The sequence below is a fragment of the Pigmentiphaga humi genome, from assembly GCF_900606115.1.
Classification (GTDB): domain Bacteria; phylum Pseudomonadota; class Gammaproteobacteria; order Burkholderiales; family Burkholderiaceae_B; genus Pigmentiphaga; species Pigmentiphaga humi.
Genome location: NZ_UWPJ01000012.1, coordinates 64,519 through 91,335 on the forward strand (window position 1 = coordinate 64,519; position 26,817 = coordinate 91,335).

The window sequence follows — 26,817 nt, forward strand, 5'->3', positions numbered from 1 at the left end:
TTTCAGCAGGATTTTCTGTAGATGACGGACCACCCGTTGGAAATCGCCCTGGTCCTGAACAGCCACGATACGGATAGCCAAATTGCCATTGCCCTGCTGCGCGCCGGTTTCACGGTCTACATATGCGCCAATGGCAAAGAGTTACAGACACTGATCCAGTCCGGCAAGCGCCCCATCGTGCTATCGGATGCGATTCTCTCGCGCGGCGAGAGCGATCCGACCGCGCTGAGCATCATCGGACAAACGCCGGCCGCCGCCCAGCCCCAATTGGCCGCCATCCTCGCTGCCATCGAGCGCCACCGGCCTTCCGACTGGAGACTGTCGTCGCATCCGCGCCGGCTGATCAGCCCGCAAGAACGCTTTCTGCCGTTGACGATGTCGGAATGGCATTTCATGCAGGAATTGTTGCGCCGTCCGGAGCAGACGCTGGCGTACGAAGATTGGCAAGCCTCGGAACCCGCCGATCTGGCGCGCAAGGCGCGCAACCTGGCCGTCCTGGTCAATCGGCTCCGCGACAAAGCATCCAGATTGCGCATCGCCCTGCCGTTGGAGTCGATACGCCGCTACGGCTACCGCTTCGCGGCCCCCTGTATAACGGACCTGGCGGACAAGCGCCTCTGAGAACCGAAGCCGCCCTGCAAGCAGCGCCCCCGAGCACCAAAATAAAAAGGGCGCATGCGCTGCGCCCGGGAGTTCGCTGCCCATCCTGACGGGCAGCGCGATGGCGATAGGATGGATCGCCCGTTACTCGGCCGTTTTCTGGTAGCGGTCGATGCCGCCGCTGATCTCCTGGAAGGCCGCCTCGGGGCCGTCCCAGCCCTTGACCTTGACCCACTTGCCTTTTTCCAGGTCCTTGTAGTGCTCGAAGAAGTGCTGGATGCGCAGCAGGTACTCGGGCGGCAGGTCTTCGGGTTTTTTCCAGTCGCGATAGATCGGCAGGACCTTGTCCACCGGCACGGCCAGCAGCTTGGCGTCGCCGCCCGCTTCGTCGTCCATGTTCAGGATGCCGATGGCGCGGCAGCGCACGACCGCGCCTACGGTCACCGGATGGGGGGTGATGACCAGCACGTCGACCGGATCGCCGTCGTCGGACAGGGTCTGCGGCACGTAGCCGTAATTGCAGGGATAGTGCATGGCCGTCATCATGAAGCGATCGACGAACAAGGCGCCGGTTTCCTTGTCGACTTCGTACTTGATGGGATCCGCGTTCATCGGGATCTCTATGATGACGTTGAATTCTTCCGGCGCCTTCTTGCCGGGACCGACTCGATCGAGATTCATGACTGTCTGAAAAGTTGGAGGGAACAAACAAGACCGGCCGCAGGGCGGCCGGAACGATGGGTGGGAAATGCCATTACAGGCCTGCCGCGCGGTCGGGCGCGACGGATTCCTCGCTTTCGAACTGGGGGTGCGCGGCCGCCGGTCCGAACAGGACGGCCTCGTCGCCTTGCAGCGCCGGCAGCCCGACCACGCTCTGCGTGGCCAGGCGCCAATGGCGCACGGCCTGCTCGGCGCGGTCGGTGCGGTCGTACACGCCGGCCAGCAAGGCATGGGTGCGAGGATCGTCGCGCCGCGCCAGGCTGCGCTCGAGATAGCGCTGGGCCGGTCCCCACAGGCGGCCGCACAGGCACAGCGTGCCGAGCGCCTGCAGGAGGTCGGGATCGTCGGGATGGTCGCGCAGCCAGCTTTCCGCCTTCTCCAGCCGCGGCTGGATCTGCGCGGCGCCGCTGCGGGCGTAGGCATGCAGCAACGGGGGCGAAAGCCGGATGTCGAGCGCGTCTTCCAGTACCTTGCGCACGCGCGCCTCGTCGCCGTCGGCCTCGAAGACTTCCGCCGCCGCCAGCGCCACTTCGGGCAGCACGCGCTCGTCCTCCTTGAGGTCTTTCCAGATCGCGCGGCGGGTGGCCGCATCGCTGGCCGAACGCAGCAGTTCGGCCGCCGCGGCGGCGATCATGCGGTTGCTGGCAGCGGGATGCAGCGCGTTGCGCTTGGTCAGCGTACGCGCCAGCTTGAGCACTTCGCCCCAGTGTCCCAGGTCGCGATGGGCACGCAGCGTCAGCCGCAGCGAATGCATATGGCGCGGGCCGTTCTCGTGCAGCTGCGCAAGCAGGGCCAGCGCTTCTTCCGGGCGCTGCTGGTCGAGCAGCATGTCGGCTTCGACCACGGTCACGGCGGGCTTGAGCGCGGCATCGGCCCCCGCGGCATCGCGTGCCTGGGCCAGCAGCGCGTCGCGGCGCTCGAACTCCTGCATGGAGTGGGCGGCGCGGGCGGCCGAAAGATGGGCCAGGACACGGCGCGACGGCACGTCGGTCTGGCCCGCCACTTTGCTCATGTCGGCCTCGGCCTTGGCGTAGCGGCCTTCGAGCAGGTTGATCCAGCCGCGCTCGAGCAGTTCCTGCTGGTGCGCCAGCGCGCGGCGGGCGCGCCAGCGGCGCACCCGCACCGGCAGGTCCAGGGTCCAGGAAATCGCGCGCAGCGCCACGTGCACCGCGGCGAACAGCACGACCAGGATCAGCGCCGCCAGGCTGGCCGACAGCTCGACCCGGTAAGGAGGCAGCAGCAAGGCGACATTGCCGGAGTGGTAACGCACGCCGACCGCCAGGCCGACGGCCGCCAACAGCAACAGGAGAGTCCAGAACCAGGTGCGCATGCCTTACCTCTGCGCGCCGGGAACGGCATTGCGCGGCAGCACCGAACGCACCGCCGCGAGGCTGTCGTTGAGCGTGGGCAGCTGGATCGAGATGTCGGTCTCGCGGATCTGCTTGAGCAGCGTTGACGCGCTGCGGGTGGCCGGCGCCTCGGCATCGAAATAAGTCGTCAGCGCCTGGCCCACTGCGTCCAGGTCGGCCTGCCAGGCATGCTCCTGGCGCGACAGCAGCGCCAGCCGCGCATTGAGCAGGCGCAGCTTGAGGTTCTCGCGCACCATGGCCCCCTGCTCGGGCGACACCAGCAGCGCCTCTGGCCGATCCACGCGCTGCACGCGCACCAGGCCGCGCATGTCCTGCACGAAGCCGTCGCGCAACGGCCGCCACCACGCCAGCGCCCGCTGCCACCAGGAGCCGGCGGCCTCGTCGCCCGCCGCGGCGCCTGCAGGCGCCGCATGCGCGGTTGCCGCGGCGGCGCTGGCCGGCTCGACGCCGGCCAGCAGCGGCACGCGGTCGAGTAATGCGATCAATTGGTCGATCTTGACCACCAGCCCGGATACGTCGACCGAAGGCAGGCTGCGCAGCCGTTCGAGATCCTGCGCGATGGCACGCCGCACGGACGTGAACTGGGGCCGGTCCGCCCGCGCCAGGCGCGCATCGGCCACCTGCAGCGCGGCGATCGAGTTCTGCACGTTGCCGGCCAATTGCAGTTGCTGAGCGGCGATCGCCAGCGCCTGCTCGACCTCGATCAGCGTCCATTCGTCCTCGCCGCGCGAGAGCTCCTGGTAGAGCTGTTCGAGCGCGGCCTGCTGGCTCTGCGATTCCAGCACCTTGGCTTCGAGCACGGCCAGCCTGTCGGTATTGCCCTGCGAGACCGACAGGGCCTGGCGCGCGCGCGCCTGCGCATCGCGCGCGAAGGAATCGATCTCGTTGAAACGGCGCGCCGACTCGCGTCCGATGGCATCGACCAATTGCTGCTGGCGCCACAGCGCGGCGCCCAGCACCACGATCACGATCAGCGCGAAGGCCAGCCCCGTCCCCAGCCACGGGAAGGATCGCGTCTGCCGGGCCTTGGCGGGACGGCTCGAGGCACGCTCGGCTGCGGGGCGGGTGTCGGTGGGCGCAGGACCCTGCGCGGAAGCGGGAGATGCGTTCTCGGATGCAGTCATGACACCGATTCTATCGCGGCCAGGACAGCCTCATCCGTGGGCGCGCAAGTTTGTAACAGGAGAGGATGGACGCGGCCCGGCAGCGCCTGCTCCATCACCGTTATTAAATGCCGGGCGATGCGCGGATGGGTTGCAACGAGGCGACAATCGGCCCACCACGGCAGCAGGCCGGCGCGCGCGAGCTGCTGCGCGACGGCGTCCACGCCTTCGGCGCTGGTCAGCAGCCAGGACGCGCCCTGCCCCCGGCGCGCCAATTCGCGCAAGGCCTCCAGCGCGTCGGCCGGCCACGCCTGGGGCTCGCGGCGATAGGCGCGGTGCAGGTCCAGCGGCACCCCGGCCTGGCGCAGCCGGCCGGCGAGCCAATCGCGCCCTTTTCCCTGCGCGCCGCTGCCGCCGCGCACGATCAGCGCGCTGGCGGGCATGGGAGAGGCGGCCAGCACGTCCCACAACGATTCCGAATCGAAATGCGGGCTGTTCGGGGCAGGCTGGACGATGCGCGGCCGGTTGCCGAAGGCGGGATGCGCGCGCAAGGCCGCGGCGCTGGCCGGCCCCACCACCGCGGCCGCCACCTGCTCCGGCCATGTCCATTGCCCCCCCCAGGCCGCGCGGCACTGATCGAGGAACATGCGCACCGCATTGCCGCTGACGAAGACCGCCAGGCCGTAGGCGGCCGGATCGGGCGGCACGCCGGCCACCGGCGTCAGGCGCAGCGCCGGCAGTTCCAGCGCCCGCCAGCCGCGCCCCGCCAAAGCTTGCGCCAGGCCGGCGTTCTGGCCGGCCGGACGCGTGAGAACGGCGATCGGGACAGGCTCGGCGGACATCGCGCGTCAGCCCAGCGCCGCCAGGATGTCGCGCGCACCCGCCTGCAGCAATTCTTCGGCCGCTTCCAGGCCCAGGGCCTCGGCGTCGTCGGCCCGGCCGGCTCGCTCGGCGCGTATGACCCGGGTGCCGTCCGGCGTGGCAACCAGTGCGCGCAGCCGCAGGCGGCCGTCCTCGCCGGCCTGGGCGTAGGCCGCCAGCGGCACCTGGCACGAGCCGCCCAGCCGGCGCGACACGGCGCGCTCGGCCAGGGCTTCGGCAGTCGTGGCGGCGTGCGCCAGCGGCGCGAGCACGGCGCGCAGGTCGGCGCGATCGGCGCGGATCTCGATGCCCAGCGCCCCCTGGCCGGCGGCCGGCAGGCTGGTCTCGGGTTCGAGCAGCCCCGCGATGCGGCCGGCCAGCCCCAGCCGCCGCAGGCCGGCGGCGGCCAGCACGATGGCGTCGTATTCGCCGCGGTCCAGCTTGGCCAGGCGGGTCTGCACGTTGCCGCGCAGCGGCTTGACCTGCAGGTGCGGATGGCGGGCGCGGACCTGCGCTTCGCGGCGCAGGCTGGAGGTTCCGACCACCGCGCCCGCCGGCATGCTTTCCAGACAGGCGTAGCGCGCGGACACCAGCGCATCGCGCGGGTCGTCGCGTTCGAGCACGGTGGACAGCGCGAACTCGGGCGCCATGTCGACCGGCACGTCCTTGAGCGAATGCACGGCGATATCGGCGCGGCCGTCCAGCAGCGCGGCTTCCAGTTCCTTGACGAACAGCCCCTTGCCGCCCACCTTGGACAGCGTGCGGTCGAGGATGCGGTCGCCGCGGGTGGTCATGCCCAGCAACTCCACGCTCAGGCCGGGATAAAGCGCGCGCAGCCTGGCCTGGACGTGTTCGGCCTGCCACAGGGCCAGTTGGCTTTCACGGGTGGCAATGATCAGACGGTCGTTCTTCAATGTGGATTCCTGCTTGCGGCGCCGGCCGCGCGGCTGTGCGGCGGCTTGCGGCGGGCCTGGCGGCCCGCGTCGTCCCTGGGGATTATAGAAGTATTCGGTAAACGGCCCGCTTTCATGGCATCCTTGCTGCAGTGCCGCAAGCACTGTCCGAAGCAGACGCCTACAACAACACCGAGACGTTCCATGACGACCCCGCCCATCGATCCCGACCTTCCCCTGCGCAACGACATCCGCCTGCTGGGCCGGCTGCTCGGCGACGTGATCCGCGCCAGCGAAGGCACGGGCGTATTCGACACCATCGAGACGGTGCGCCGCACCGCCGTGCGCTTTCGCCGCGACGGCAACGCCACCGACGGCCGCGCGCTGGAGAAGAACCTCAAGCAGCTCTCCCCCGACGCGGCCAACTCGGTCGTGCGCGCGTTCAGCTACTACCTGCACCTGGCCAACATCGCCGAAGACCGCGACCAGAACCGGCGCCGCCGCACGCAGTTACTGCGGGAAGACGCGCCGGCGCGCGGCAGCCTGCAGGAAGCCGTGGCGCGCCTGCGCACGGCGGGCATCGGCAACGCCCGCATGCGGCAATTGCTGGACGAAGCCTCGATCGTGCCGGTGCTGACCGCCCACCCCACGGAAGTCCAGCGCAAGAGCACGCTCGACGTGCACAAGGAAATCGCCCAACTGCTGCAGGCGCGCGATACGCCGCACACCAGCGACGAAGCCGCGGAGCACGCGCTGGCGCTGCTGGGCCGGATCGCCACGCTGTGGCAGACCCGCATGCTGCGCAATTCGCGGCTGACCGTGGCCGACGAGATCGAGAACGCGCTGTCCTACTACCGCAGCACCTTCCTGGCCGTGATTCCCCAGCTCTACGGCCACCTCGCCCGCCAGCTCGGACGCGAACCGGCCGATCCGTTCGCGGCCTTCCCCGCGCCGCTCAAGCCCTTCCTGAGCATGGGCAGCTGGATAGGCGGCGATCGCGACGGCAATCCGAACGTGAGTGCGGACACCCTGGAACTGGCGCTGCTGCGCCAGAGCGCCACGGTGTTCGAATACTACCTGGAGGAGACCCACGCGCTGGGCGCCGAGCTGTCGATGAGCGCGTTGCTGACGCCGGCCTCCGGCGCCTTGGCGGAACTGGCCGAGCAGGGCGGCGACGCCTCGGCCCACCGGCGCGACGAACCCTACCGGCGCGCCCTGGTGGGCATCTATGCCCGCCTGGCCGCCTCGGCCCGGGCGCTTACCGGGCGCAACCTCTCCCGCCGCGAGGCGCCGCAGGCCCGGCCCTACGCGAGCGCGGAGGAGTTCGCCGCCGACCTGGCCGTCATTGCCGGCTCGCTCAACACCCATCACGCCGCGCCGGTGGCGCGCCTGCGCCTGGCCGCGCTGCGCCAGGGGGTGGAAGTATTCGGCTTCCACCTGGCGACGATAGACCTGCGCCAGAGCTCGGACGTGCATGAACGCACGCTGGCCGAACTGTTCGCGCAGGCAGGGGTGGAACCGCGCTACGACGCGCTGGACGAAGAAGCGCGCATCGCGCTGCTGCGCCGCGAACTGGCCCAGCCGCGGCCGCTGTTTTCGCCGTGGCTGCGCTACAGCGAGGAAACCACGCGCGAACTGGCGATATTCCGGGCCGCCGCCCAGGCCCGCCAGCGCCTGGGAACCCAGGCGGTCCGGCATGCCATCGTCTCCCATACCGAAACCGTCAGCGACCTGCTCGAAGTGCTGGTGCTGCAGCAGGAAACCGGCTTGATCGCGCCGGGCGGGGCGGGCCGGGCCGCGGACGACGGCGACGGCCTGATGGTCGTCCCCTTGTTCGAAACCATACCCGACCTGGTCAACGGCCCGGACATCATGGCGCGCTTCCTCGACCTGCCCGAGGTCCGGACGCGCGTGCGCCAGGCCCAGCGCGGCGTGCAGGAAGTCATGCTGGGCTACTCCGACAGCAACAAGGACGGCGGCTTCCTGACCTCGAACTGGTCGCTCTACCAAGCCGAACGCGCGCTGGTGGAAGTCTTCAAGGCCCGCAAGGTCCGGCTGCGCCTGTTCCACGGCCGCGGCGGCACCGTGGGACGCGGCGGCGGCTCGAGCTACGATGCCATCCTGGCCCAGCCGCCCGGCACCGTGGCCGGCCAGATCCGCCTGACCGAACAGGGCGAAGTCATCCAGAGCAAATACAAGGATGCCGAGATCGGCCGCTGGCACCTGGAACTGCTGACCGCCGCCACGCTGGAAGCCAGCCTGGCCGACAGCACCGCCAGCGCCTCGGCCGAAGATGCCTTGTTCGAGAGCTACGGCGCCACGATGGACAGGCTATCGGCCACCGCGCTGCGCAGCTATCGCGCACTGGTCTACGAAACGCCGGGTTTTGCCGATTATTTCTTCGCTTCCACCCCCATCGCCGAGATCGCCGAGCTCAACATCGGCTCGCGCCCCGCGGCGCGCAAATCGACCGGCCGCATCGAAGACCTGCGCGCCATACCCTGGGGCTTCTCGTGGGGACAGTGCCGGCTGCTGTTGCCGGGCTGGTACGGCATGGGATCGGCCATCGACGAATATCTGCGCAGCGGCGACGGCAAGCGGCGCGACCGCATCGCCCATTTGCAGGACATGGCGCGCCATTGGCCTTTCTTCCGCACGCTGCTCTCCAATATGGAGATGGTGCTGGCCAAGACCGACCTGGTCATCGCGGCGCGCTACGCCCAACTGGTGCCGGATGCGGCGCTGCGCAAGCGTATTCTGCAAGCCATAGGCGACGAGCTGAAGCTGACCCTGGCCACGCTCAAGCTGATCACGGGACACCGCCAGTTGCTGGCCGACAACCCGTCGCTGGCGCGCTCCATCCGCGACCGCATCGCTTACATCGATCCGCTCAACCACTTGCAGATCGAACTGCTGCGGCGCTATCGCGCCCGGGGGCGCAAGACCGATCCCCAGGGACGGACGCAGAACGGCATCCACCTGACCATCAACGGCATCGCCGCCGGGCTGCGCAACAGCGGCTGAGCGCCTCACGGCATGCGGCTCCCGCCGGGGAGCCGCGCTTCTTCCTTCCCTCCCATCCTATTTTCGCGCCGGCGCTGTTCCTCCGGGCGAGGGGCGCGTGCGTCCGGCGTGCGCACGCCCGCCGTTCGAGGATCGGGCATTCTCCCTATTGCACTCGCCTGCATTGAGTTTTATATTCGAAAAAGTTTTTTGAATACAAAACAAAGAGAGCAATATGGAACACGTCGATATCGCCATCATCGGCGCAGGCATAGGCGGGATGGCCGCCGCGATCGCCCTGCACCGGGAGGGCTGCAAGGTCGGCATCTACGAGCAGGCGGCCCGTTTCGGCCGGGTCGGCGCCGGGATCAATCTGACGCCCAATGCCGTGCGCGCGCTGGACGGCCTGGGCGTGGGAGAAGGCCTGCGCGAGACCGCCTACGAGCCGACCTGCCGGGTGAGCCGGATGTGGGACACCGGCGCGGAAACCTCGCGGCTGGAACTGCACGCCGACGGCCGGCGCCGCTACGGCGCGCCGCAGTTGACGGTCCACCGCGCCGACCTGCTCACCGCGCTGGAAACGGCGCTGCCGCAGGACTCGGTGCATCTGGGCAGCAAAGTCGTGAGCGTGGCGCAGGATGCGGCACGCGCCTATGTGGATCTGGCCGACGGCACGCGCGTGTCGGCCGGCGCCGTCATCGGCTGCGACGGCATCCATTCGGTGGTGCGCGCCGCCCTTGCCGGTCCGGAGGCGCCGCGCTTCACCGGCAAGGTGGCATTCCGGGCCATCGTGCCCACGGCGCCGCTGGCCCGCTACGACCTCACGCCCACCACCAAATGGTGGGGGCCGGACTCCTCCAGCCAGATCTTCACCTTCCTGATCAACCGCGGCCGCGAGCTGTTCGTGTTCGCCACCGTCGCCGAAGAGGAATGGACCCGGGAATCCTGGTCCATGCAAGGCAGCAAGGAAGAACTGCTGCGCGCCTATGCCGGCTTCCATGAGGAGGCCCGCGCGATCCTGTCGCAGTGCGACGTCGTCCTGAAGACCGCGCTCTACATACGCGACCCCATGCCGCGCTGGACCGAGGGCCGCATCACGCTGCTGGGCGATGCCTGCCACGCCATGCTGCCCTTCATGGCCCAGGGCGCCGCGATGGGCCTGGAAGACGCCGTGGTGCTGAGCCGCTGCCTGGCCGGACAGCGCGGCGACATGCCCGGGGCCCTGCTGCGCTACGAACGCGCGCGCCTGGAGCGCACCGCGCGCATCCAGCGCGGCTCGCTGCAGAACGATTGGCTGCGGGCGGATACGAATGCGGACTGGGTCTATGGCTTCGATGCCTGGACCGAGCCTTTGCCGGAGCAGGCAGGCGCCTGAGCCGTCCCCCCTTTTCCCGGAGAGCCCATCATGCACAGACGACATTTCCTCGGCACGCTAGCCGCTGGCGCAGGCGCCAGCGTCCTTTCCCCGGTCCACGCCCAACCGTCCGGCTTCCCCTCGCGTCCGATCCGGATGCTGGTGGGCTTCGCCCCGGGCGGCGCCACCGACGTCGCGTTCCGCGTGCTGGCGCAGAACGCCGCAGGCATCCTCAAGCAGCCTGTCGTCGTCGAAAACAAGCCCGGCGCCGGCATGGTCATTCCGGCCCAATTGATGCAAAGCACGCCGCCGGACGGCTATACCATCGCGCAAGTCGCGGTGTCGGTGTTCCGCGCGCCCTACCTGGTCAAGACCAACTGGGATCCCCTGAAAGACCTGAAGTACATCATCGGCCTGGCTTCGTATTCGTTCGGCCTGGTCGTGCCTGCCTCCTCGCCGATACGCACGCTCGCCGACTATCTCGCCTACGCCAAGGCCCGCCCGGGCGAGCTGAGCTATGGCACGCCGGGTACGCTGTCCTCGCCCCACCTGACCATGGAAGACCTGGCCTTCCAGGCAGGCGTGAAATTCAACCACGTCCCGTTCAAGGGCGGGGCCGAGGCGCTGGCCGCGCTGCTGGGCGGGCACATCATGTCGCTGGCAGACGGCCCCAGTTGGGCACAACACGTCGAATCCGGCCAGTTGCGCCTGCTGGCAACCGGCGGCGAAACGCGCAGCGCGCGATTCTCGGCCGCACCGACCCTGCGCGAGCTGGGCTACGACATCGTGCAGAACGCGCCCTTCGGGCTGGCGGCCCCGCGCGACACCGATCCCGGCGTGGTCCGCGTCCTGCACGACGCGTTCAAGCGGTCCATGGACATGGACAACTACCGCGCCGCGCTCAAGCAGTACGACCTGGATGCGGCCTACCTGAGCAGCGAACAATTCACCCGCTTCGCCGCCGAGACCACGGAGAAGGAAGGACGGCTGATCGACCGCATCGGGCTGCGCAAGCTGTAGGGAAACGGGTTCGCTTCCTGGAGATAGAATAGGCGGCAGCGGACCCGCCGCCCTATTTTCCACCCCGCCTCATGACAGATAACGAGAAGCCGGCGCTCGACATACCGGACGGCTCCCCCGGGACATCCGCCGCGCCCGCCAAAGATCCCTACTGGGTCGACGCCCTGGCCCAAGGCCTCGCCGTCCTGGAAGCCTTCGATTGCGACCAGCCCTCGCTGACGCTCAGCGAACTGGCGGCGCGCCTGGGCTGGAGCCGCAGCAAGCCCCACCGTTTCGTGCACACGCTGGAAAAGCTCGGCTTCCTTCAGCGGGAAACCGTGAGCAGGCGCTACCGGCTGACGGCCCACGCCATGAAACTGGGCTTCGCCTATCTGAAACGGCTGCCGCTGGTGGAGCTGGCGCAGCCCGTGCTGGACCGGCTGCGCACCGAGGTCGGGGCGTCGGTCCACATGGCCCTGCTGGATCGCGGCGAACTGGTCTACGTGGCGCAGGCGCGCATCCCGCTGCCGACCTCGATAGACATCCACGTCGGTTCGCGCATGGCGCCCCATGCCTCGTCCATCGGCCGCATTCTGCTGGCCTACCAGCAGCCGGATGAAATCGACCGGCTGCTTGGACAAGCGCCGATCCCGGCCTTGACGGAAAAATCGACAGTGGACCCGGACGCGTTCCGCACGCTGCTGGAAACCGCGCGGCAGCGGGGCTACGTCTACAACGACGAGGAATTCCACCGGGGCGTGCGTTCTATCGCAGCCCCCGTATTCGACGCGTCAGGGGCCGTTGCGGCCGGCCTGAACGCGACCGCGATGACCTACACCTTCACCGACGAAGTGGTCCAGGGCACCGTCATCCCGGCCGTGTTGCGGGCGGCGCGGGAATTGTCGCTGGCGCTGGGGCACCGGACGCCCTGAGCCGGCGGCTCGGGGCAATAGGGCGATAGTCAGCGCAGGTACTGCGCCGCCACCGCTACCGCCAGGCCAATGGCGCCGATCAGTACCAACATCCGCATCAGCGTCATGCCTTTCTGGAACACCTTCATACCATCCTCGGTCAGGGGCCGGCCTGCAAGCGGGCCGATGAATATTGCGGGGCCGGCGCCTTTCGCGGCTGCCGGCCCCGGCGCCAACCTGCCTCAGGCCTGGCTGACGGCTTCCGTCTTCTTGCGGCGCGCCAGCAGCGTGCCGGCGGCGACCACGACCAACGCGCCGATGATTTCGGCGGCATAGGTGATCTCGGTATTGTAGGCCGCCAGCGAGCTCGGCTGGATCACGTGTTCCTGGACGGCCACATCGGTGATGAACATGCCGCCGGCGATCCAGCCCAGCAGCGCGCCGCCCAGGGTGATCACGAGCGGGAAGCGGTCGATCAGCTTGAGCACCAGCGTGCTGCCCCAGACGATGATGGGCACGCTGACCAGCAGGCCGAAGATCACCAGGCCGAGCTGGTGGGCTTCGTCGGCGCGCTGCGCGGCGCCGGCGATGGCGATGACGTTGTCCAGGCTCATGACGAAGTCGGCGATGATGATGGTCTTGATCGCGGCGAGCAGCGTGGCGCCGCCCCGGATGTTGTCATGGCCCTCGTCCTCGGGCACCAGCAGCTTGATGCCGATCCAGAACAGCAGCGCGCCGCCGACCAGTTTGAGGAACGGGATCTGCAGCATCGTCACCGCGAAAGCGATCAGGATGACCCGCAGCACGATGGCGCCGGCGGTACCCCAAAGTATCCCCTGCATGCGCCGCTTGGCGGGCAGGTTGCGGCAGGCGAGCGCGATCACGACAGCGTTGTCGCCGCCGAGCAGGATATCGATGATGATGATTTGCAGGACTGCGCTCCAGCTGAGCGTCTGGAAAAACTCAAGCACGTGTGACTCCCTAAGTCGAAACCCGGTCGGGCGTACTTCGCCGAAACGACGATTCGCCCTTCCTTATTTTTTTGGCCAATAAAGCCCCTTCCCTACCCAGGCCGACGGCACCCGCATGCCGCAATCCTGGTCCAGGAAGAGAAAAGCCGGTCTGGCATCGTACGCCAGACCGGCACGCTACAACAAGAGTGACAACCCGAGCGTCAGGCCGCCTGATCGCCGGTGGTCTTCCTGGCGATCATGATTTTGCCGATGATCAGCACGACGACGGCACCGACGATGCCCGCGGCGATTTCCGCGCCGTGATGGGTCATCCCCATCGAGGCCTCGATCGCTTCGGTATGCAAGGCCGGATCGTTGACGAACAGCTCGCCCGCGATGAAACCCAGCAGCGCCGCGCCCAGCCAGACGATCAGCGGGAAACGCTCGATCACCTTCAGCAGCAGCGTGCTGCCGAAGATCACCAGCGGGATGCTGATGGCCAGGCCCAGAACCAGCAGGACCGTGTTGCCCATGGCGGCGGCCGCCACGGCGATCACGTTGTCCAGGCTCATGACCAGGTCGGCGATCAGGATGGTCCGGATGGCGGCCATCAGGCCGTCCTTGGTCGACGAACCAGCCTCGTCCTCACCTTCCGGCAACAACAGCGAAACACCGATGTACAGCAACAGCAGCGAGCCGATGAGCTTCAGCCAGGGCAATTGCAGCAGTTGAGCCGCAACCAGCGTCAAGACGATACGCATCACGATGGCGGCCGCAGAGCCGATCACGATTGCTTTCTTTTGTTGATGCGCCGGCAGCGAACGCGCCGCCAGGGCGATGACCACCGCGTTGTCCCCCGACAACAAGATGTTCACCCAGATGATTTGAATGAGGGCCAGAACAAAGGCCGCCGAACCAAACTCCATGCGTCTCTCCTAAAAAGGTAGATCCCCCCCTACGCGCTTACGCGCGCCCCCCAGGGGGCTCTACTTACGGACCGGCGGAGCCGGATCCGCTGTGCTCTGGGTGGGAAGGGGTATGTTGGTTTTTTTACAGAACGGACTTGAGGAGCTTGCCCATCTCGGACGGGTTCTTGGTCGTCTTGATGCCGCAAGCTTCCATGATCTCCAGCTTGGCCTCGGCCGTGTCGGCGCCGCCCGAGATCAGCGCGCCGGCGTGGCCCATGCGCTTGCCGGCCGGAGCCGTGACGCCGGCGATGAAGCCGACCACCGGTTTCTTCATGTTGTCCTTGGCCCACTGCGCGGCGTTCACTTCGTCCGGGCCGCCGATTTCGCCGATCATGATGACGGCGTCGGTGTCGGGATCGTCATTGAACATCTTCAGCACGTCGATGTGCTTCAGGCCGTTGATGGGATCGCCGCCGATGCCGACTGCGCTCGACTGGCCCAGGCCCAGTTCCGTGACCTGGCCCACGGCTTCGTAGGTAAGCGTGCCCGAGCGGCTGACGATGCCGATGCGGCCCTTGCGGTGAATGTGGCCGGGCATGATGCCGATCTTGATTTCGTCGGGGGTGATCAGGCCGGGGCAGTTGGGTCCGAGCAGCAGCGTGCGCTTGTTCTCGGCGCGCATGCGGTTGCGGACTTCCAGCATGTCGCGGACGGGGATGCCCTCGGTAATGCAGATGGCCAGATCCAGGTCGGCCTCGACGGCTTCCCAGATCGCGGCGGCGGCGCCCGCGGGCGGCACGTAGATCACCGACACGTTGGCGCCGGTGGCGGCCTTGGCTTCGGAAACGTTGGCGTAGATGGGCACGCCTTCGAAGTCCTCGCCGGCCTTCTTGGGGTTCACGCCGGCCACGAAGCAGTTCTTGCCGTTGGCGTATTCGCGGCACATGCGGGTGTGGAACTGGCCGGTCTTGCCGGTGATCCCCTGCGTGACGACCTTGGTATCTTTATTGATCAGAATCGACATTTCGAGTCCTTAATATTCTTTGCTGTGCGCTCGCGCGCTTACTTGGCGGCGGCCACGACCTTGGTGGCGGCTTCGGCCATGGTATCGGCGCTGATGATGGGCAGGCCGGAATCGGCCAGCATCTTCTTGCCGAGTTCCTCGTTGGTGCCCTTCATGCGCACGACCAGCGGCACGCTCAGGCTGACGGCCTTGCACGCGGCGATCACGCCTTCGGCGATGACGTCGCAGCGCATGATGCCGCCGAAGATGTTGACCAGGATGGCCTTCAGGCCGGGGTTCTTCAGCATGATCTTGAAGGCTTCGGTCACCTTCTCGGCCGTGGCGCCGCCGCCGACGTCCAGGAAGTTGGCCGGCTCGCCGCCGAACAGCTTGATGGTGTCCATGGTGGCCATGGCCAGGCCGGCGCCGTTGACCAGGCAGCCGATGTTGCCGTCGAGCTGGATGTAGGCCAGGCCGAACTTGCTGGCTTCGATTTCAGCCGGATCTTCTTCGTCGGTGTCGCGGTAGGCCATGATTTCGGGATGGCGGAACAGCGCGTTGGAGTCGAAGTTGAACTTGGCGTCCAGGGCAATGATCTTGCCCGAGCCGGTCACGATCAGCGGGTTGATCTCGGCCAGGTCGGCGTCGGTCTCGACGTAGCAGGTGTACAGCTTCTGGATCTGGTCGGCGGCGTCGGCCACCGAGCCCTCCGGCACGCCGATGCCGCGCGCCAGCTCGGAGGCTTCGGCGGTGGTCAGGCCGGTGGCGGGATCGACGAACACCTTCAGGATCTTCTCGGGCGTGGCGTGGGCGACCTCTTCGATCTCCATGCCGCCTTCGCTCGAGGCCATCACGCAGACACGCTGCGAGTTGCGGTCGGTCACGATGCCGACGTAGAGTTCCTTCTTGATGTCGGCGCCTTCTTCGATCAGCAGGCGGCGGACCTTCTGGCCCTCCGGGCCGGTCTGGTGCGTGACCAGTTGCATGCCCAGGATCTGGCCGGCCAGCGTGCGCACTTCCTCGATGGAGCGGCCCAGCTTGACGCCGCCGCCCTTGCCGCGGCCGCCCGCGTGGATCTGCGCCTTGACGACCCACACCGGGCCGCCCAGTTGTTCTGCCGCCTTGACGGCTTCGTCCACCGAGAACACGGGGATGCCGCGCGGAACGGTGACGCCAAATTTTTTCAGAAGCTCTTTGCCCTGATACTCGTGGATTTTCATGCGGAGCCTTCGCTGTCGGGTAGACGTTGAATGTTCGGTTGAAGAAGTCCTGCGCGATGGTCGAACATGCGCCCGGAAACGGATGGGGATAGCGCCTTCGTCGCCGCGGCCGGGCAAACAAACGCCCACGCACCCGTGCTCAATAGGAGCAGGGCCGCGGGCGTTCGCATAGCGAGGCGGTTGGCGGTCACGGACATACGCTAAGGGTGCCCGATTGCACGGGAATGCCGGCTGGTTTCAGGATTGGCCGGAAATGCAATGGGCGGGCGATAAAACCCGAAGAGTATAGCACCCCCCCTTACGCGCTTCGCGCCAAGGAAGCCCGCCCCCTACCCGCTTCGCGGGCCCCCTCGAGGGGACTCTACTTACGGACCGGCGGAGCCGGATCCGCTGTGCGCGGGGTCTGAGACGTTGTCTACTGCACCACGACCGTCAGGGCGGAGCCAGGCGGGACCGCGACCAGTTCGGAATACGTCCTCGCCGACGGGCGGCGCACGACGGGGAAGTGGCCGGCCGCTTGCAGCGTGGAAGGCGCGCTCGTCGGCAATTTGCGCGCCGAGGCAAAGGCCGGACCGTCGATCGCCGGCAGATCGTAGCCTCCCTGGGCCAGGTGCGGATGCCCGAAACCGGCCGGCGGCGCCGCGGGCAGCAGCGCGAGCGACGCGCCCCAATCCCGCAGCGCGGCGGGAGCTCCCGCGCCGCCCGCCTGCTTGATCGCCTGGTCGAGCACGGCAAAGGAGTCGGTGGACACCAGGCTTTTCACCAGGCCGCGGTAGAAATCCATGCCGTATTGGCGCAGCAGGTAGCCGCCGAAGCTGCTCGCGATCGAATACGAGAAGCAGCGCGAGCCCGGGTCGCCGTCCCAACTCCGGATGAAGTCGCAATTCTGGCTGTTGCCGAGCCAACCCGTGAACTCCTGATCGCGCAGCGTGTTGTAGCCGGGCACCAGCCGGCCCGATGCCGACTCTTCCACCATCAGCGCCGTCATTTCCTCCAGCCATGTCTCGAACGCGTAGCTCGGCGCCTCGCCGCGGCTTGCGGTGCGATGATAGAAATTCGACATGTGGGTCATTTCGTGCGCCAGCGTTCCATAGATGGCGTTCTGCCCCTCCTGGCCAGCCAGGTAGATGGTTTCGGTATCCATGAACAAGGCCACGGCTTCGTTGCTGAGCGGCTCGTCACGCTTGAGCATGCCGTTGGCGCCGAAGAAATAGCCGAGCAATCCCCACGGCTTGCCGTCGGGCGTCAGGTTGGCGAACACGACGTCCACGTCCTGGTCAGCCTCGATATAGCCGCCGCCCACGGTCTGGCCCCAGGGTATGCCGACGAGATCGAGCACCATGGGATAGACGGAATCCCCCGTCGAGGAAAACTTGGCCTGTATCGCGTCGACCAAGGCCTCGCTCACTTTCGTCGGCGAGCGCTCGTCGTTTTCCACCCATAGATTCAGCATGCGTCCGTCGGCGGCCGCCCACCTGCGCGCCAGAGTGGTCTGGAAACGCCTGACGCCATCGGCGTGCAGCCATTCCCGTGCATCGCCCTCCGCCGACACGCGCGCGGCGGCGCTCCTGCCCTGCCCCGCCGCGGCTTCGGCGGCCGCGGGAACGGGAGGCCGGTAATCGCGGATATAGGACGGAACCTGGTTGAAGCCACGCACGGGGGCCGGGTCGGCCTGCGCGGCGGTCTTGGACGATGCCGACGCGCCTGCCGCCGCCGACACATCGATGGCGGGCATGTCGACGGCGCGGTCGGAAACGTTGGTAAAGACCAGGGTAAGCGTGCGGCCGGCCACGCCGTCGAGCGTCACCGACACGGGCGTGCCCGATGCCGAACCGCTGTTGTCGTAGCGCCAGATGCCTACGCCGCTGCCATAGGTCCGGGCATCGACCGCGCCGCACTGCGCGCCGCTGCAGGCAGCGGACAGCGCCGCCGCGGAACCGTCGGCGCCCCCGCCGCCGCAGGACGCCAGCGAGGCAACCAAAACAATGCCGGCCAACGCCCGGTAGGCAACCGTGCTGTTCATCGCACCCCTCCTGAATTAGGTTTTGGGCGCAACATATCACGACCATGCCCGCCTGGGGCATGCCTGGGCATTCCCAACGCCAGCCGTCAGCGCAGGGATTGCACGTCGAGCTGGGCCGGCAGCCCCTCTCCCGGTGGACGAACGACCTTGCCGGCGACCACGGCGTTGCGGGACTGCAGCTCGAGCATTTGCTGCCGGGTCAGGCCCCGCAGCGTCCATTGCGCATCCTTCGTCTCCAGCACGGCGGAGACGAAAGGTTCGCTGCCCTTGAGAAGAATGCGCCCTTCCACCACGATCACGTCGCCCGCCCGAGGCGCGGACTGGGCACAGCCCCACAGGCCGGACAGGCTCAGGCACAGGGCCAGCAACAATGCGCGCACGGCAGCCTCGCGGAAAGATAATGAAGGGAAAGTGTACGGATTTTCCGTCCCGGACAGCAAAGACGCCGTCCGGGAAACGGAAACCGGCCCCGCGCAGGTGGCGCTATTGCAATTTCATGCCCGTGTCGCGCGCCAATTTGCCGAATTTCGCGTATTCGCTGCGCATCGTGGCGCCGAACCGCTCAGGGGTCGCATCGGGGATCGGTGGCGTGCCGAAGTTCTTGAACTTGGCGGAAATTTCCGGATCCGCCAGCGCCTTCACAATACCCGCGTTGATCTTGGCGATCACCTCGCGCGGCGTCGAGGCGGGAACCATCGCACCGAAGGTGGAGGATATGTCGTAGCCCGGCAGCCCCGACTCCGCGACGGTAGGCACGTCGGGCAGCGTAGAGGAGCGCTCGGCCATCGTACCGGCCAGGATACGCAGATTGCCGGCCTTGACCTGGGGCACGATCGCGACCTGTCCATAAATGGCCAATTGCACGTCGTTGCCGATCAGCGCCTTCACGCCTTCAGACCCCTTGTACGGCACGTGCAGCAACTCGACGCCCGCCATCGAACGGAACAATTCCCCTGCCATATTGCCGGACGAACCGGCGCCTGGCGTGGCGTATGCGATCTTGCCCGGATGCTTCTTGGCGTAGTCGATGAGATCCTGCACCGTGCGCAGCGGCGAGGACGCATTGACCGTCAGATACATCGGCAAATGCGCCGCGCCGATGACGGGGGCGAAATCCTTGAGCGGGTCGTACGACAGCTTGCCGTAGACGTGTGGATTGATGCCCCACAACGTGCTGTCGCCGAACAAGATGGTGTAGCCGTCCGGTTCGGATTTGGCGACAAAGGAGGCGGCCACGACGCCCGAGGCGCCGGGCCGGTTCTCCACCACCACCGGCACGCTCCATATTTCGGCGAGCCGCTGGGTGATCAGGCGCGTCAGCGCGTCGGGCACCACGCCGGGCGTGGTCGGCACGACGACCCGGACGGCCCGGGTCGGGTAGTCGGACTGCGCCTGAACGGCGCCGCCGCCAAGCAGCAGCGCGCCCACCGTCAAAGCGCATCCGGCAAGGCGCATGACTCGCGCGCCGGAGACTGCGGACCTCATGCCAATCGATGTCATAGCTTGCACTGTCTTCCTCCTTGGTGGATATATAAGTTTTCTCGGTGCCTCGGCGCTCAGGCCTCGGCAAGAGACGAGACACGCTCCAGAGCCGCCTTCATCCTGGCGAACTGGACCACCTGCCGCCCTACGCATTCGAGCTGGAAGGCCGCGGCCGCATCCCGGCACGCGCCCGTTTCGTCAAAAAGCGGAATCGAGGTATTGAGTACGGCGCCCAGCGGCGTGGGCCAGCCCCGCAAAGAATGCGCGATGGCGCGCAACGCGGTCAGCGCATGGCCTGCGCCTTGCCATCCGGCCCCGCAAGCGATCAGGCCGATCGCGCAGCCGTCGAAATAGACGCGCTCGTCGCGACTCAGGTCCTCGGTATAGTCCAGCGCGTTCTTGAGCAGGCCCGAAATCGTGCCGTGATACGACGGCGAAGCGATGATGAGTCCGTCGCAGCGCCGCAGCAGCGCGGTCAGCCGCTGCGCGGCACCGCTGCGTTCGGGCCGCTCGGGCGCGTACATCGGCATCTCGAGCTCGGGCCCGGCCAGCATGGCGACCCGGGCGCCTTCGCGTTCGGCTGCGCGCAGGCTGAGCGCGAGCGCCTTTTCGGACGAAGAGCCGGCGCGGGTGGTGCCGCCCAGGCCGACGATCAGAGGTTGGTAGTCCATGGCATTTCCTTTTGATGGACTCGGCGTAGAAAGCCGATGGTCAAGTCGTTGAAGCGATCGGCCTGTTCGATATTGGGGCAATGGCCGCAACGCTCGAAGACATGCACTTCGCTGTGCCTGATGCGCCGGCCCAGTTCCTCGGCATAGCCGGGCAGGCGAAGGCGGTCCTCGGCTCCTGCGACGATCAGCGCCGGTACGGCGATCGCCTCATAGGGCGTGGGGTCCGCGCGGCCGAAGGCGCTTGCTGCGCCAGTCGGCATTGCAGGCTTCAGGCGCGGCGCGGCCGCGCACTCCCACGCGCCGGGCAGCAGCGCAAGTTGCTGCCGGCGCGCGACATAGTCCTCATCAGCCGCCCATCCCGGGTCGTGGAACATCGCCCCCAGCATCGCGCGCATCGCCTCGGGCGTGCCATCGTAGGAAAGCAATGTCTGCCGCTCGGGCGTCAGCGGGACGAAACCGCCTCCGCTCGCGGCGACAAGCGAGCGAATCGGCAATAGGCCGGAAGACTCGGCGGCGATGCGCAGCAGATTGCTGGCGCCCATCGAATTGCCGACGAAGTCCGCCTCGTCCGTGCCCCGCTCGGCCAGCATCCGCGCGACGAAGCGGCTCAGGTGCCGCACGGAGCGCCCGCGAGGATCGGCAAAGTCGAATACCTTGTCGGTACGCCCGAAACCGAGCCAATCGGGCGCCAATACATGGAAGTGCCGGGCGAGCGCCGGCAGCGTGAATTCCCAGCTGAGTTCAGCTGCCGCGCCGAACTCGCCCGAATGCAGCAACACGACGGTCGGCCCCTCTCCGGCCTCGAGATAATGAGTGCGGATACCGTCGATGTCGATGTAGCGGCCGGTCATTTCGTTCACCGCACGAAATCGCGGCTCATGCCGCCCGCATCGGCGAACTGCCGGTCGGGCTCGGCTTCGCGCCGCGCGCGCATTTCGCTTTCGTCGTAGCCGGCGACCAATGCGTTCAAACGTGGCCGGACCTCGCGCGCAAACAGCGCCATGGACCGCATGCTTGCTTCGCTGGTCATCGAACCGGCGTGCCCCATCATCAACAGATGCCCGAAGCCGCCGCTATATTCCCAGAACGCCTTGATCTGCTCGTAGACTTCGTCCGGCGTACCGGCAAACAGGTTGCCGCGCGCCATCTGCTCCTCGACCGTCGCCGGAGCGCCGCCGCCGGCGGGCTTCAGGAATTGGGCGGCGACGGCCGGAGGATGGTATCCGGGAGGATTCGAGAACTGTGGCGCTCCCTTGCTGGTGTTCAGGTACCACAGCAGCTGCTCGGCACCGGCACGGGCCTGGGCGCTGGTCTCGCCAACATGGACCAGCGCGCAATAAGCCAACCGGTCGAGCGGTGCCGGCCGGCCGTGCGCGTCGCGGTAGGCCTGGCGATAGCCGTCGAAAATCTTTCGGATGTTCTGGTAGCCGGCCAGGAAAACCGCGCCGACGTGCCCGCGCCGGGCCACTGGCGCCGTGCTCGGGCCGCTGCCTACGGTGACCCAGACGGGCGGATGGGGCTGTTGCCAGGGCCGGGGCCAGATGTTGACCTGGCGATGGGTATAGAAACGGCCTTCGAAATTGAACGGACCGTCGTGCGTCGTCCAGGCCTTCAGGATCAGGTCGTGGGCTTCCCAGACACGCTGGCTGCCGCGGAACGCGCTGATGTTGGCGGCCGCGGCCTCGTACGGCACGCCGCGCACGAAACCGCACTCGAGCCTCCCCCGGGACAGCACATCGATCATCGCCATTTCTTCGGCCACGCGCACGGGCTGATTGCGGTTCGCGAGCGGATTGCCCAGAACCAGCAGCCGCGCGCGGGTGGTCTGGCGGGCGAGGATGCTGAGCATCAGCGGTACGGCGGGCACCGTGCATGTGGGCGTCTGGTGATGCTCGTTCAGCATCAAATCCATGCCCAGGCTTTCCGCCTCCAGCCACATATCGAGATACATGTGGTAGAGATCGGCCCCCTTGCGAGGATCGTAATGCTTGTTCGGCAGGCTGACCCGGATCGATTCGTAGGTGTCGGAATCGGGCAGATACGGGTACGGGCACTCGGTGAAGAACCAGGTTTGCATGGAAATTCCTGTCAGGCGGCCAGATTGGGGGCGACAAACTCCAACACGTGGCCAACGAACGTGTCAGGCTGCTCGATATGCGGCGCATGGCCGGCTGCATCGATCGTGCGCAGGTCGGCTCGTGGAATCAGGCTCGCGTAAGCCCGGCCGTAATCCGGCGTGACAAAGCTATCGGAGGCTCCCCACAGCATCAGGGTCGGCACGCTGATCCGGTGCAGCCGGCGCGGCAACTTGGGGTTGTGCATGTAGGGATCCCAGGTGTACATGCCCAGCGCGATGCGATTGGCCGCCGCCGTCTGCCATTCCTGGTCGGTGCGGCCGGATGAGCCGGGCGCCTTGGACGGGTCGTGCCACATCAGTTGTTCGACGCTCTCGGGAGACATCGCGAAAATGTCGGCAATGTCGCGGTCGTCGCGCGTGCCGGGCTTGATGCCGACGGCGTCGACCAGGATCAGTTGGCCGATACGCTGCTGATTGCGCACCGCGATCTCGGCCGCCGCCCAGCCGCCCATGGAGAAGCCCATCAGCACCGCATCCCGCAGATCCAGGGCATCCATCAGATCCAGGTACAGATAGACGAGATCTTCCAGGCCGTCGAAATGCTCGGGAATGGCGCTGCCGGCAAACCCGGGATGGATGGGCTCGATGATTTCCATGTGTTTGGCGAGCTCATCCGTGAAAGGATGAGATGAAGCCGGACCGCTTCCGCCATGCAGCATCAATAGCGGGCGGCCGCGCCCTTTGCGGATGACCGGCAGCTCGATGCCTTGCAGGCTGAGCGTGGTCTCGGTGATTGGCATTGAGAATCTCCAACGGATCGAATGGCGCAGCGCCTCGGAACTGCATGCTGCGAATCTGGCAAAATTATTAATGATTAATCATTAATAAAAAATAAGGGTTAACCAGATGTCCGTAGCCGCAATGGGAGCAAAACGAAAAGGAGGCTACAAGCCGGAGGGCAGGCCCAGGCCGCCCAATGGGCGCCGCACGAGCTGGCGCGCAGCGGTACGCGCGGCCGCGATATCGCGCCGCTCGAGCGCGTCGACCAATTCGCGCCAGGGCTCGCTGACCTCATGGGGATCCGTGCTGTTGCGCAGCGCGGTATGGAAATACATGCGGGACTGCGAGGTGAACCGATTCCAGTTCCGGGCCAGGCGTCCGTTGCCCGAACAGTCGCAGATCCAGAGGTTCAACGCATTGCCAAGCGCCAGTTGAGCCCTGATATCGCCATTGGCCAGCGCCTCGTCCAATTCGGCCAGCAGCCGCCGGCCGGCCGCCAGTTGCTCGGCGGATACATGCTGCGCCGCCAGTTCGGCCGCGAGTTCGAGCAGGGCTGCCCGAAGCTGGAATAGCTCGACGATTTCCTCGTCGCTCAGCTCAACCACGCGCACGCCGCGCCACGGCTCGCGGACCAACAACTCCTCGCCGACCAATAGCTGCAGCGCTTCGCGGATCGGCCCGTTGGAATAACCGAACTCCTCTGCCAGCGCGCTTTCCCGAACCCACATACCCGGCGGATAGACTCCCGTCACGATCCGGTCGCGCAGCACTTCGGCAAGGCTGCTGCCAATGGATTGCGTCGCCCCTGGCGGCATGGCGACCGGCGACACATCGCGAGCGGCGGCCGATGCCGATTGAGCGGAGTCTTTGCGGGGTGAAGTGGCGCGAGGGGCCATGATGAGCGAGAGGCGGCAGCGACGGGAAAGCCGCAGCCTGGCTTGGCGCGCCGCCGAATCGTTAATGATTTCGAGGCTTGGTTTATACCATGTGCATGCCAAGGCGTGGACAGGCCTAATCCGAATCGCCGGGATCGTCGAGGTCCGTGCCCCGCAATACCTGTTTGATGGTGGCTTGCCCGAAGCCCCGCGACATCAGGAACCGCAACTGCTTGGCGCGCTGCGCCGCATCGGCGGGCAACTCGCCGAACCGCTTGCGCCAGACCTCGCGCGCACGCGCCAGCTCGGTGGCTTCCAGATCGCTGCGCAAATCGGCGATCTGCGCATCCGCCACGCCGTGCTGGCGCAGCTCGTACATGATCCGCACCGTGCCCTGCTTGGCCGCGAGCCGGTGCACCACGCTCTGGGCATAGCGTTCGGTGGAAAGCCAGCCCTCTTTCTCGAGCGTGTCGAGCACGGCCCGGACTTCTTCTTCTTCGCCGAAACGGGCGAGCTTGCGGCCCAGCTCGAGACGGCTGTGCTCGCGCCTGGACAAATAGCCGACCGCCCGGGCCTTCAACGTAGGACCCTTGGCTGCCGGCTTGCCGTCGTTACTCGCTTTCAAGCTCTTGTTCGGCCCGTTTGCCGGCAACGCGCGCGCTCACGCCCAGGTTCTCGCGGACGCGGTTCTCGATTTCGATGGCCATTGCCGGACGCTCTTTCAGGAACTCGCGGGCGTTGTCCTTGCCTTGGCCGATGCGCTCGCCGCCATAGCTGAACCACGAACCAGCCTTCTCGACGATGCCGGCCTGCACCCCGAGGTCGAGGATTTCACCCTCGCGCGAGATGCCGGCGCCGTACATGATGTCGAATTCGGCGCTCTTGAACGGAGGCGACACCTTGTTCTTGACGACCTTGACGCGGGTCTCGTTGCCGATGACTTCGTCGCCCTTCTTGATCGAGCCGGTGCGGCGGATGTCGAGCCGGACCGAGGCGTAGAACTTCAGCGCATTGCCGCCGGTAGTGGTTTCGGGGTTGCCGAACATGACGCCGATCTTCATCCGGATCTGGTTGATGAAGATGACCATGCAGTTGGTGCGCTTGATCGAGGCGGTGAGCTTGCGCAGCGCCTGGCTCATCAGGCGGGCTTGCAGCCCGGGCAGCGAATCGCCCATTTCGCCTTCGATTTCGGCCTTGGGCACCAGCGCCGCGACCGAGTCGATGACGATGAGGTCGACCGCGCCGGAACGCACCAGCGCATCGGTGATCTCGAGCGCCTGTTCGCCGGTGTCCGGCTGGGAGATGAGCAGGTCGGCCAGGTTGACGCCGAGCTTGGCGGCGTACTGGACGTCGAGCGCGTGCTCGGCGTCGATGAAGGCGCAGGCGCCGCCCAGCTTCTGCATTTCGGCGACGACCTGCAGCGTGAGCGTGGTCTTGCCCGACGATTCCGGACCGTAGATTTCGACCACGCGGCCGCGCGGCAGGCCGCCCACGCCCAGGGCGATGTCCAGGCCCAGCGACCCGGTGGAGACGACCTGGATGTCGTGCTCGACCTCGTTGTCGCCGTAGCGCATGACCGAGCCCTTGCCGAACTGCTTTTCGATCTGGGACAGCGCGGCGGCCAGGGCCTTGGTCTTTTCATTCTGGGCAGCGGCAGCGGCCTTGGAAGCTTTGGTGTCGTCCATTCTGGGATCCTTGGGTTGATGGGCGAATTATGGCACTGGCCTATACTGTATAAAAAAACAGTATGGGACTGCAAGCTCCCACCTCGAAAAACAACGCCTCCGGCGCAGCGGCGAAAAGCCATGAAGGCGGCTCATGAGCTACATGAAGCGCGCTGCCTTCCTCTCTCCCTGAGGCATTACTAGACTTGTCGCGACACCTGCCGGACGGCGGGCGCTCCCGGACAAGGACTTCCTCAATGTGGCAACCCGACATCGACGCGGCCGAACTGACTTCAGCATTCCGCCGCCAGCTTCAACTGTGCAATCTTCAGCCGGGCGAAACGGTGGCGTTTCTCACCGATCAGGGCTCGGATCGCACCGCCGTGGACGCCGGCTTCGCGGCGGCGGCGGAGCTGGACAACCAGGCCTACGAGATCCACGTGCGCCAAGGCACGGACGACCGCTACATGCAGTCCAACCCGTTCCTGGCCCCCGGGCTGATCGACGCCATCTGCAAAGCGGACCTGGTGATCTGCTTTTTCGTCGGCTTCTTTTCCGCCTGGCAGAAGCCCGCCCGGGCGGCTGGCGCGCGCGTGCTCAATATTCTGGATAAGCCCTACCAGTTGATCCGCCTGCAGGCCACGCCCGAATTGCGGCAGGCGGTGGTCGCGGCCAGCCGCCGGCTGGAAACGGCCAGGACGATACGCGTGCTCAGCGAGGCCGGTACCGACCTCGTCTGGGACATCGACAAATCCACTCCGCTGTCGGTGCACTATGGCGCGGCCGACCTGCCCGGCACGATGGATCAATGGGGCCAGGGCATGGTGGCTACCTTCCCGGTGGAGGGTTCGGCCCACGGCCGGGTCGTCGTTCAACCCGGGGACGTCTGGATTCTGCCCTATGCGCGCATGGTGCAGTCCACCATCGACCTGGACGTACGCGAAGGATTCATCCGCAATATCCGGGGCGGACTGGACGCCGACGTCTTCCGGTATTGGCTGGACAGTTGCAAGACCAGCGAGACGGACCTGGACCCCTACGCGCTATCCCACTTGGGGTGGGGGCTCAACCCACGAGCGCGCTGGGACGACATCATCCGCTATGAGAACCAGCCAGATTATCTGATCGCATCGATGCGCAGCTATCCGGGAAGCTTTCTGTTCTCGACCGGCCCCGGCCCCCGCCGCAAAACGCGCGGCCACATCGACATGCCCATGAACCACTGCACGATCCAGCTCGACGGCGAAACCGTGGTCGAGCGCGGCCGCATCGTCGCTCCGGACCTGATCGCGGATCCGGCACGCACCGGCCACTGAAAGGCACACTCCACACTCCATCCTCTGTGCG

General features: G+C 66.8%; 25 protein-coding genes. 6 read left to right on the forward strand and 19 right to left on the reverse strand.

Annotated features, from left to right (window positions below; translation table 11 throughout):
• The first annotated feature begins 21 nt into the window (after positions 1–21).
• Positions 22–621: a helix-turn-helix domain-containing protein gene (locus PIGHUM_RS06650; protein ID WP_124078611.1), complete on the forward strand. Its 600-nt coding sequence runs from the start codon at positions 22–24 to the stop codon at positions 619–621.
• Between the two features lie 123 nt (positions 622–744).
• Here the strand turns inward: PIGHUM_RS06650 and ppa are convergent, their stop codons facing one another.
• The 5 genes from ppa to hemC form a co-directional block, all read right to left on the reverse strand.
• The gene (gene ppa, locus PIGHUM_RS06655) at positions 745–1,281 is read right to left on the reverse strand and encodes an inorganic diphosphatase (protein ID WP_124078612.1); all 537 of its coding nucleotides are present in this window, start codon (positions 1,279–1,281) and stop codon (positions 745–747) included.
• Between the two features lie 73 nt (positions 1,282–1,354).
• The gene (locus PIGHUM_RS06660; RefSeq protein ID WP_124078613.1) at positions 1,355–2,650 is read right to left on the reverse strand and encodes a heme biosynthesis HemY N-terminal domain-containing protein; all 1,296 of its coding nucleotides are present in this window, start codon (positions 2,648–2,650) and stop codon (positions 1,355–1,357) included.
• A 3-nt stretch (positions 2,651–2,653) separates the two neighbouring features.
• Positions 2,654–3,814, reverse strand: a complete 1,161-nt coding sequence (locus tag PIGHUM_RS06665; RefSeq protein ID WP_124078614.1) for a uroporphyrinogen-III C-methyltransferase — start codon at positions 3,812–3,814, stop codon at positions 2,654–2,656.
• Positions 3,811–4,635, reverse strand: a complete 825-nt coding sequence (locus PIGHUM_RS06670; RefSeq protein ID WP_124078615.1) for a uroporphyrinogen-III synthase — start codon at positions 4,633–4,635, stop codon at positions 3,811–3,813. Before PIGHUM_RS06670 ends, PIGHUM_RS06665 begins: the two co-directional genes overlap by 4 nt.
• A gap of 6 nt (positions 4,636–4,641) precedes the next feature.
• A complete protein-coding gene (gene hemC, locus PIGHUM_RS06675; protein WP_124078616.1) occupies positions 4,642–5,568 on the reverse strand; it encodes a hydroxymethylbilane synthase in 927 nt (308 codons plus the stop codon).
• A gap of 183 nt (positions 5,569–5,751) precedes the next feature.
• Here hemC and ppc point away from each other — a divergent pair, with 183 nt between their 5' ends.
• The 4 genes from ppc (at position 5,752) to PIGHUM_RS06695 (ending at position 11,835) form a co-directional block, all read left to right on the forward strand.
• Positions 5,752–8,571 carry a phosphoenolpyruvate carboxylase gene (gene ppc, locus PIGHUM_RS06680; protein WP_246012980.1) on the forward strand — a complete coding sequence of 940 codons (2,820 nt, stop codon included), beginning with the start codon at positions 5,752–5,754 and terminating at the stop codon, positions 8,569–8,571.
• A gap of 214 nt (positions 8,572–8,785) precedes the next feature.
• Positions 8,786–9,925: an FAD-dependent monooxygenase gene (locus tag PIGHUM_RS06685; RefSeq protein WP_124078618.1), complete on the forward strand. Its 1,140-nt coding sequence runs from the start codon at positions 8,786–8,788 to the stop codon at positions 9,923–9,925.
• A 30-nt stretch (positions 9,926–9,955) separates the two neighbouring features.
• Entirely contained in the window at positions 9,956–10,924 is a 969-nt protein-coding gene (locus PIGHUM_RS06690) for a Bug family tripartite tricarboxylate transporter substrate binding protein (protein ID WP_124078619.1), read from the forward strand.
• Between the two features lie 71 nt (positions 10,925–10,995).
• Positions 10,996–11,835 (forward strand): IclR family transcriptional regulator, encoded by an 840-nt coding sequence (locus PIGHUM_RS06695; protein ID WP_124078620.1) that lies wholly within the window; start codon positions 10,996–10,998, stop codon positions 11,833–11,835.
• 221 nt (positions 11,836–12,056) lie between these two features.
• Here PIGHUM_RS06695 and PIGHUM_RS06700 read toward each other — a convergent pair whose 3' ends face one another.
• From PIGHUM_RS06700 to recA, 14 genes are all read right to left on the reverse strand, one after another.
• Positions 12,057–12,785, reverse strand: coding sequence for a TerC family protein (locus PIGHUM_RS06700; RefSeq protein WP_124078621.1), 729 nt, complete (start codon positions 12,783–12,785; stop codon positions 12,057–12,059).
• Between the two features lie 203 nt (positions 12,786–12,988).
• Complete coding sequence (locus PIGHUM_RS06705) at positions 12,989–13,693, reverse strand: TerC family protein (RefSeq protein ID WP_124078622.1); 705 nt, start codon at positions 13,691–13,693, stop codon at positions 12,989–12,991.
• 124 nt (positions 13,694–13,817) lie between these two features.
• A complete protein-coding gene (sucD, locus tag PIGHUM_RS06710) occupies positions 13,818–14,699 on the reverse strand; it encodes a succinate--CoA ligase subunit alpha (RefSeq protein WP_124078623.1) in 882 nt (293 codons plus the stop codon).
• Between the two features lie 38 nt (positions 14,700–14,737).
• Positions 14,738–15,898 carry an ADP-forming succinate--CoA ligase subunit beta gene (sucC, locus tag PIGHUM_RS06715; RefSeq protein WP_124078624.1) on the reverse strand — a complete coding sequence of 387 codons (1,161 nt, stop codon included), beginning with the start codon at positions 15,896–15,898 and terminating at the stop codon, positions 14,738–14,740.
• A 415-nt stretch (positions 15,899–16,313) separates the two neighbouring features.
• Entirely contained in the window at positions 16,314–17,921 is a 1,608-nt protein-coding gene (locus tag PIGHUM_RS06720) for a M30 family zinc metallopeptidase (protein ID WP_124078625.1), read from the reverse strand.
• 86 nt (positions 17,922–18,007) lie between these two features.
• Positions 18,008–18,301: a hypothetical protein gene (locus PIGHUM_RS06725; RefSeq protein WP_124078626.1), complete on the reverse strand. Its 294-nt coding sequence runs from the start codon at positions 18,299–18,301 to the stop codon at positions 18,008–18,010.
• 103 nt (positions 18,302–18,404) lie between these two features.
• Complete coding sequence (locus PIGHUM_RS06730; RefSeq protein WP_160142189.1) at positions 18,405–19,406, reverse strand: Bug family tripartite tricarboxylate transporter substrate binding protein; 1,002 nt, start codon at positions 19,404–19,406, stop codon at positions 18,405–18,407.
• 71 nt (positions 19,407–19,477) lie between these two features.
• A complete protein-coding gene (locus PIGHUM_RS06735; protein WP_124078628.1) occupies positions 19,478–20,074 on the reverse strand; it encodes an NADPH-dependent FMN reductase in 597 nt (198 codons plus the stop codon).
• Entirely contained in the window at positions 20,056–20,925 is an 870-nt protein-coding gene (locus PIGHUM_RS06740; protein ID WP_124078629.1) for an alpha/beta fold hydrolase, read from the reverse strand. The genes PIGHUM_RS06735 and PIGHUM_RS06740 overlap by 19 nt, the downstream gene beginning before the upstream one ends.
• 5 nt (positions 20,926–20,930) lie before the next feature.
• On the reverse strand, positions 20,931–22,151 hold the full coding sequence (locus tag PIGHUM_RS06745) for an LLM class flavin-dependent oxidoreductase (protein ID WP_124078630.1): 1,221 nt from the start codon (positions 22,149–22,151) through the stop codon (positions 20,931–20,933).
• An 11-nt stretch (positions 22,152–22,162) separates the two neighbouring features.
• Positions 22,163–22,951, reverse strand: coding sequence for an alpha/beta fold hydrolase (locus PIGHUM_RS06750; RefSeq protein WP_124078631.1), 789 nt, complete (start codon positions 22,949–22,951; stop codon positions 22,163–22,165).
• 144 nt (positions 22,952–23,095) lie between these two features.
• Positions 23,096–23,761, reverse strand: coding sequence for a GntR family transcriptional regulator (locus tag PIGHUM_RS06755; protein WP_160142190.1), 666 nt, complete (start codon positions 23,759–23,761; stop codon positions 23,096–23,098).
• A 181-nt stretch (positions 23,762–23,942) separates the two neighbouring features.
• Positions 23,943–24,431: a recombination regulator RecX gene (gene recX, locus PIGHUM_RS06760; RefSeq protein WP_246012982.1), complete on the reverse strand. Its 489-nt coding sequence runs from the start codon at positions 24,429–24,431 to the stop codon at positions 23,943–23,945.
• Positions 24,418–25,491 (reverse strand): recombinase RecA, encoded by a 1,074-nt coding sequence (gene recA, locus PIGHUM_RS06765; RefSeq protein WP_124078634.1) that lies wholly within the window; start codon positions 25,489–25,491, stop codon positions 24,418–24,420. The genes recX and recA overlap by 14 nt, the downstream gene beginning before the upstream one ends.
• A gap of 236 nt (positions 25,492–25,727) precedes the next feature.
• Between recA and PIGHUM_RS06770 the strand changes: the two genes are divergently transcribed.
• Positions 25,728–26,786: a 2,5-dihydroxypyridine 5,6-dioxygenase NicX family protein gene (locus PIGHUM_RS06770; RefSeq protein ID WP_124078635.1), complete on the forward strand. Its 1,059-nt coding sequence runs from the start codon at positions 25,728–25,730 to the stop codon at positions 26,784–26,786.
• The last annotated feature ends 31 nt before the right edge of the window (positions 26,787–26,817 follow it).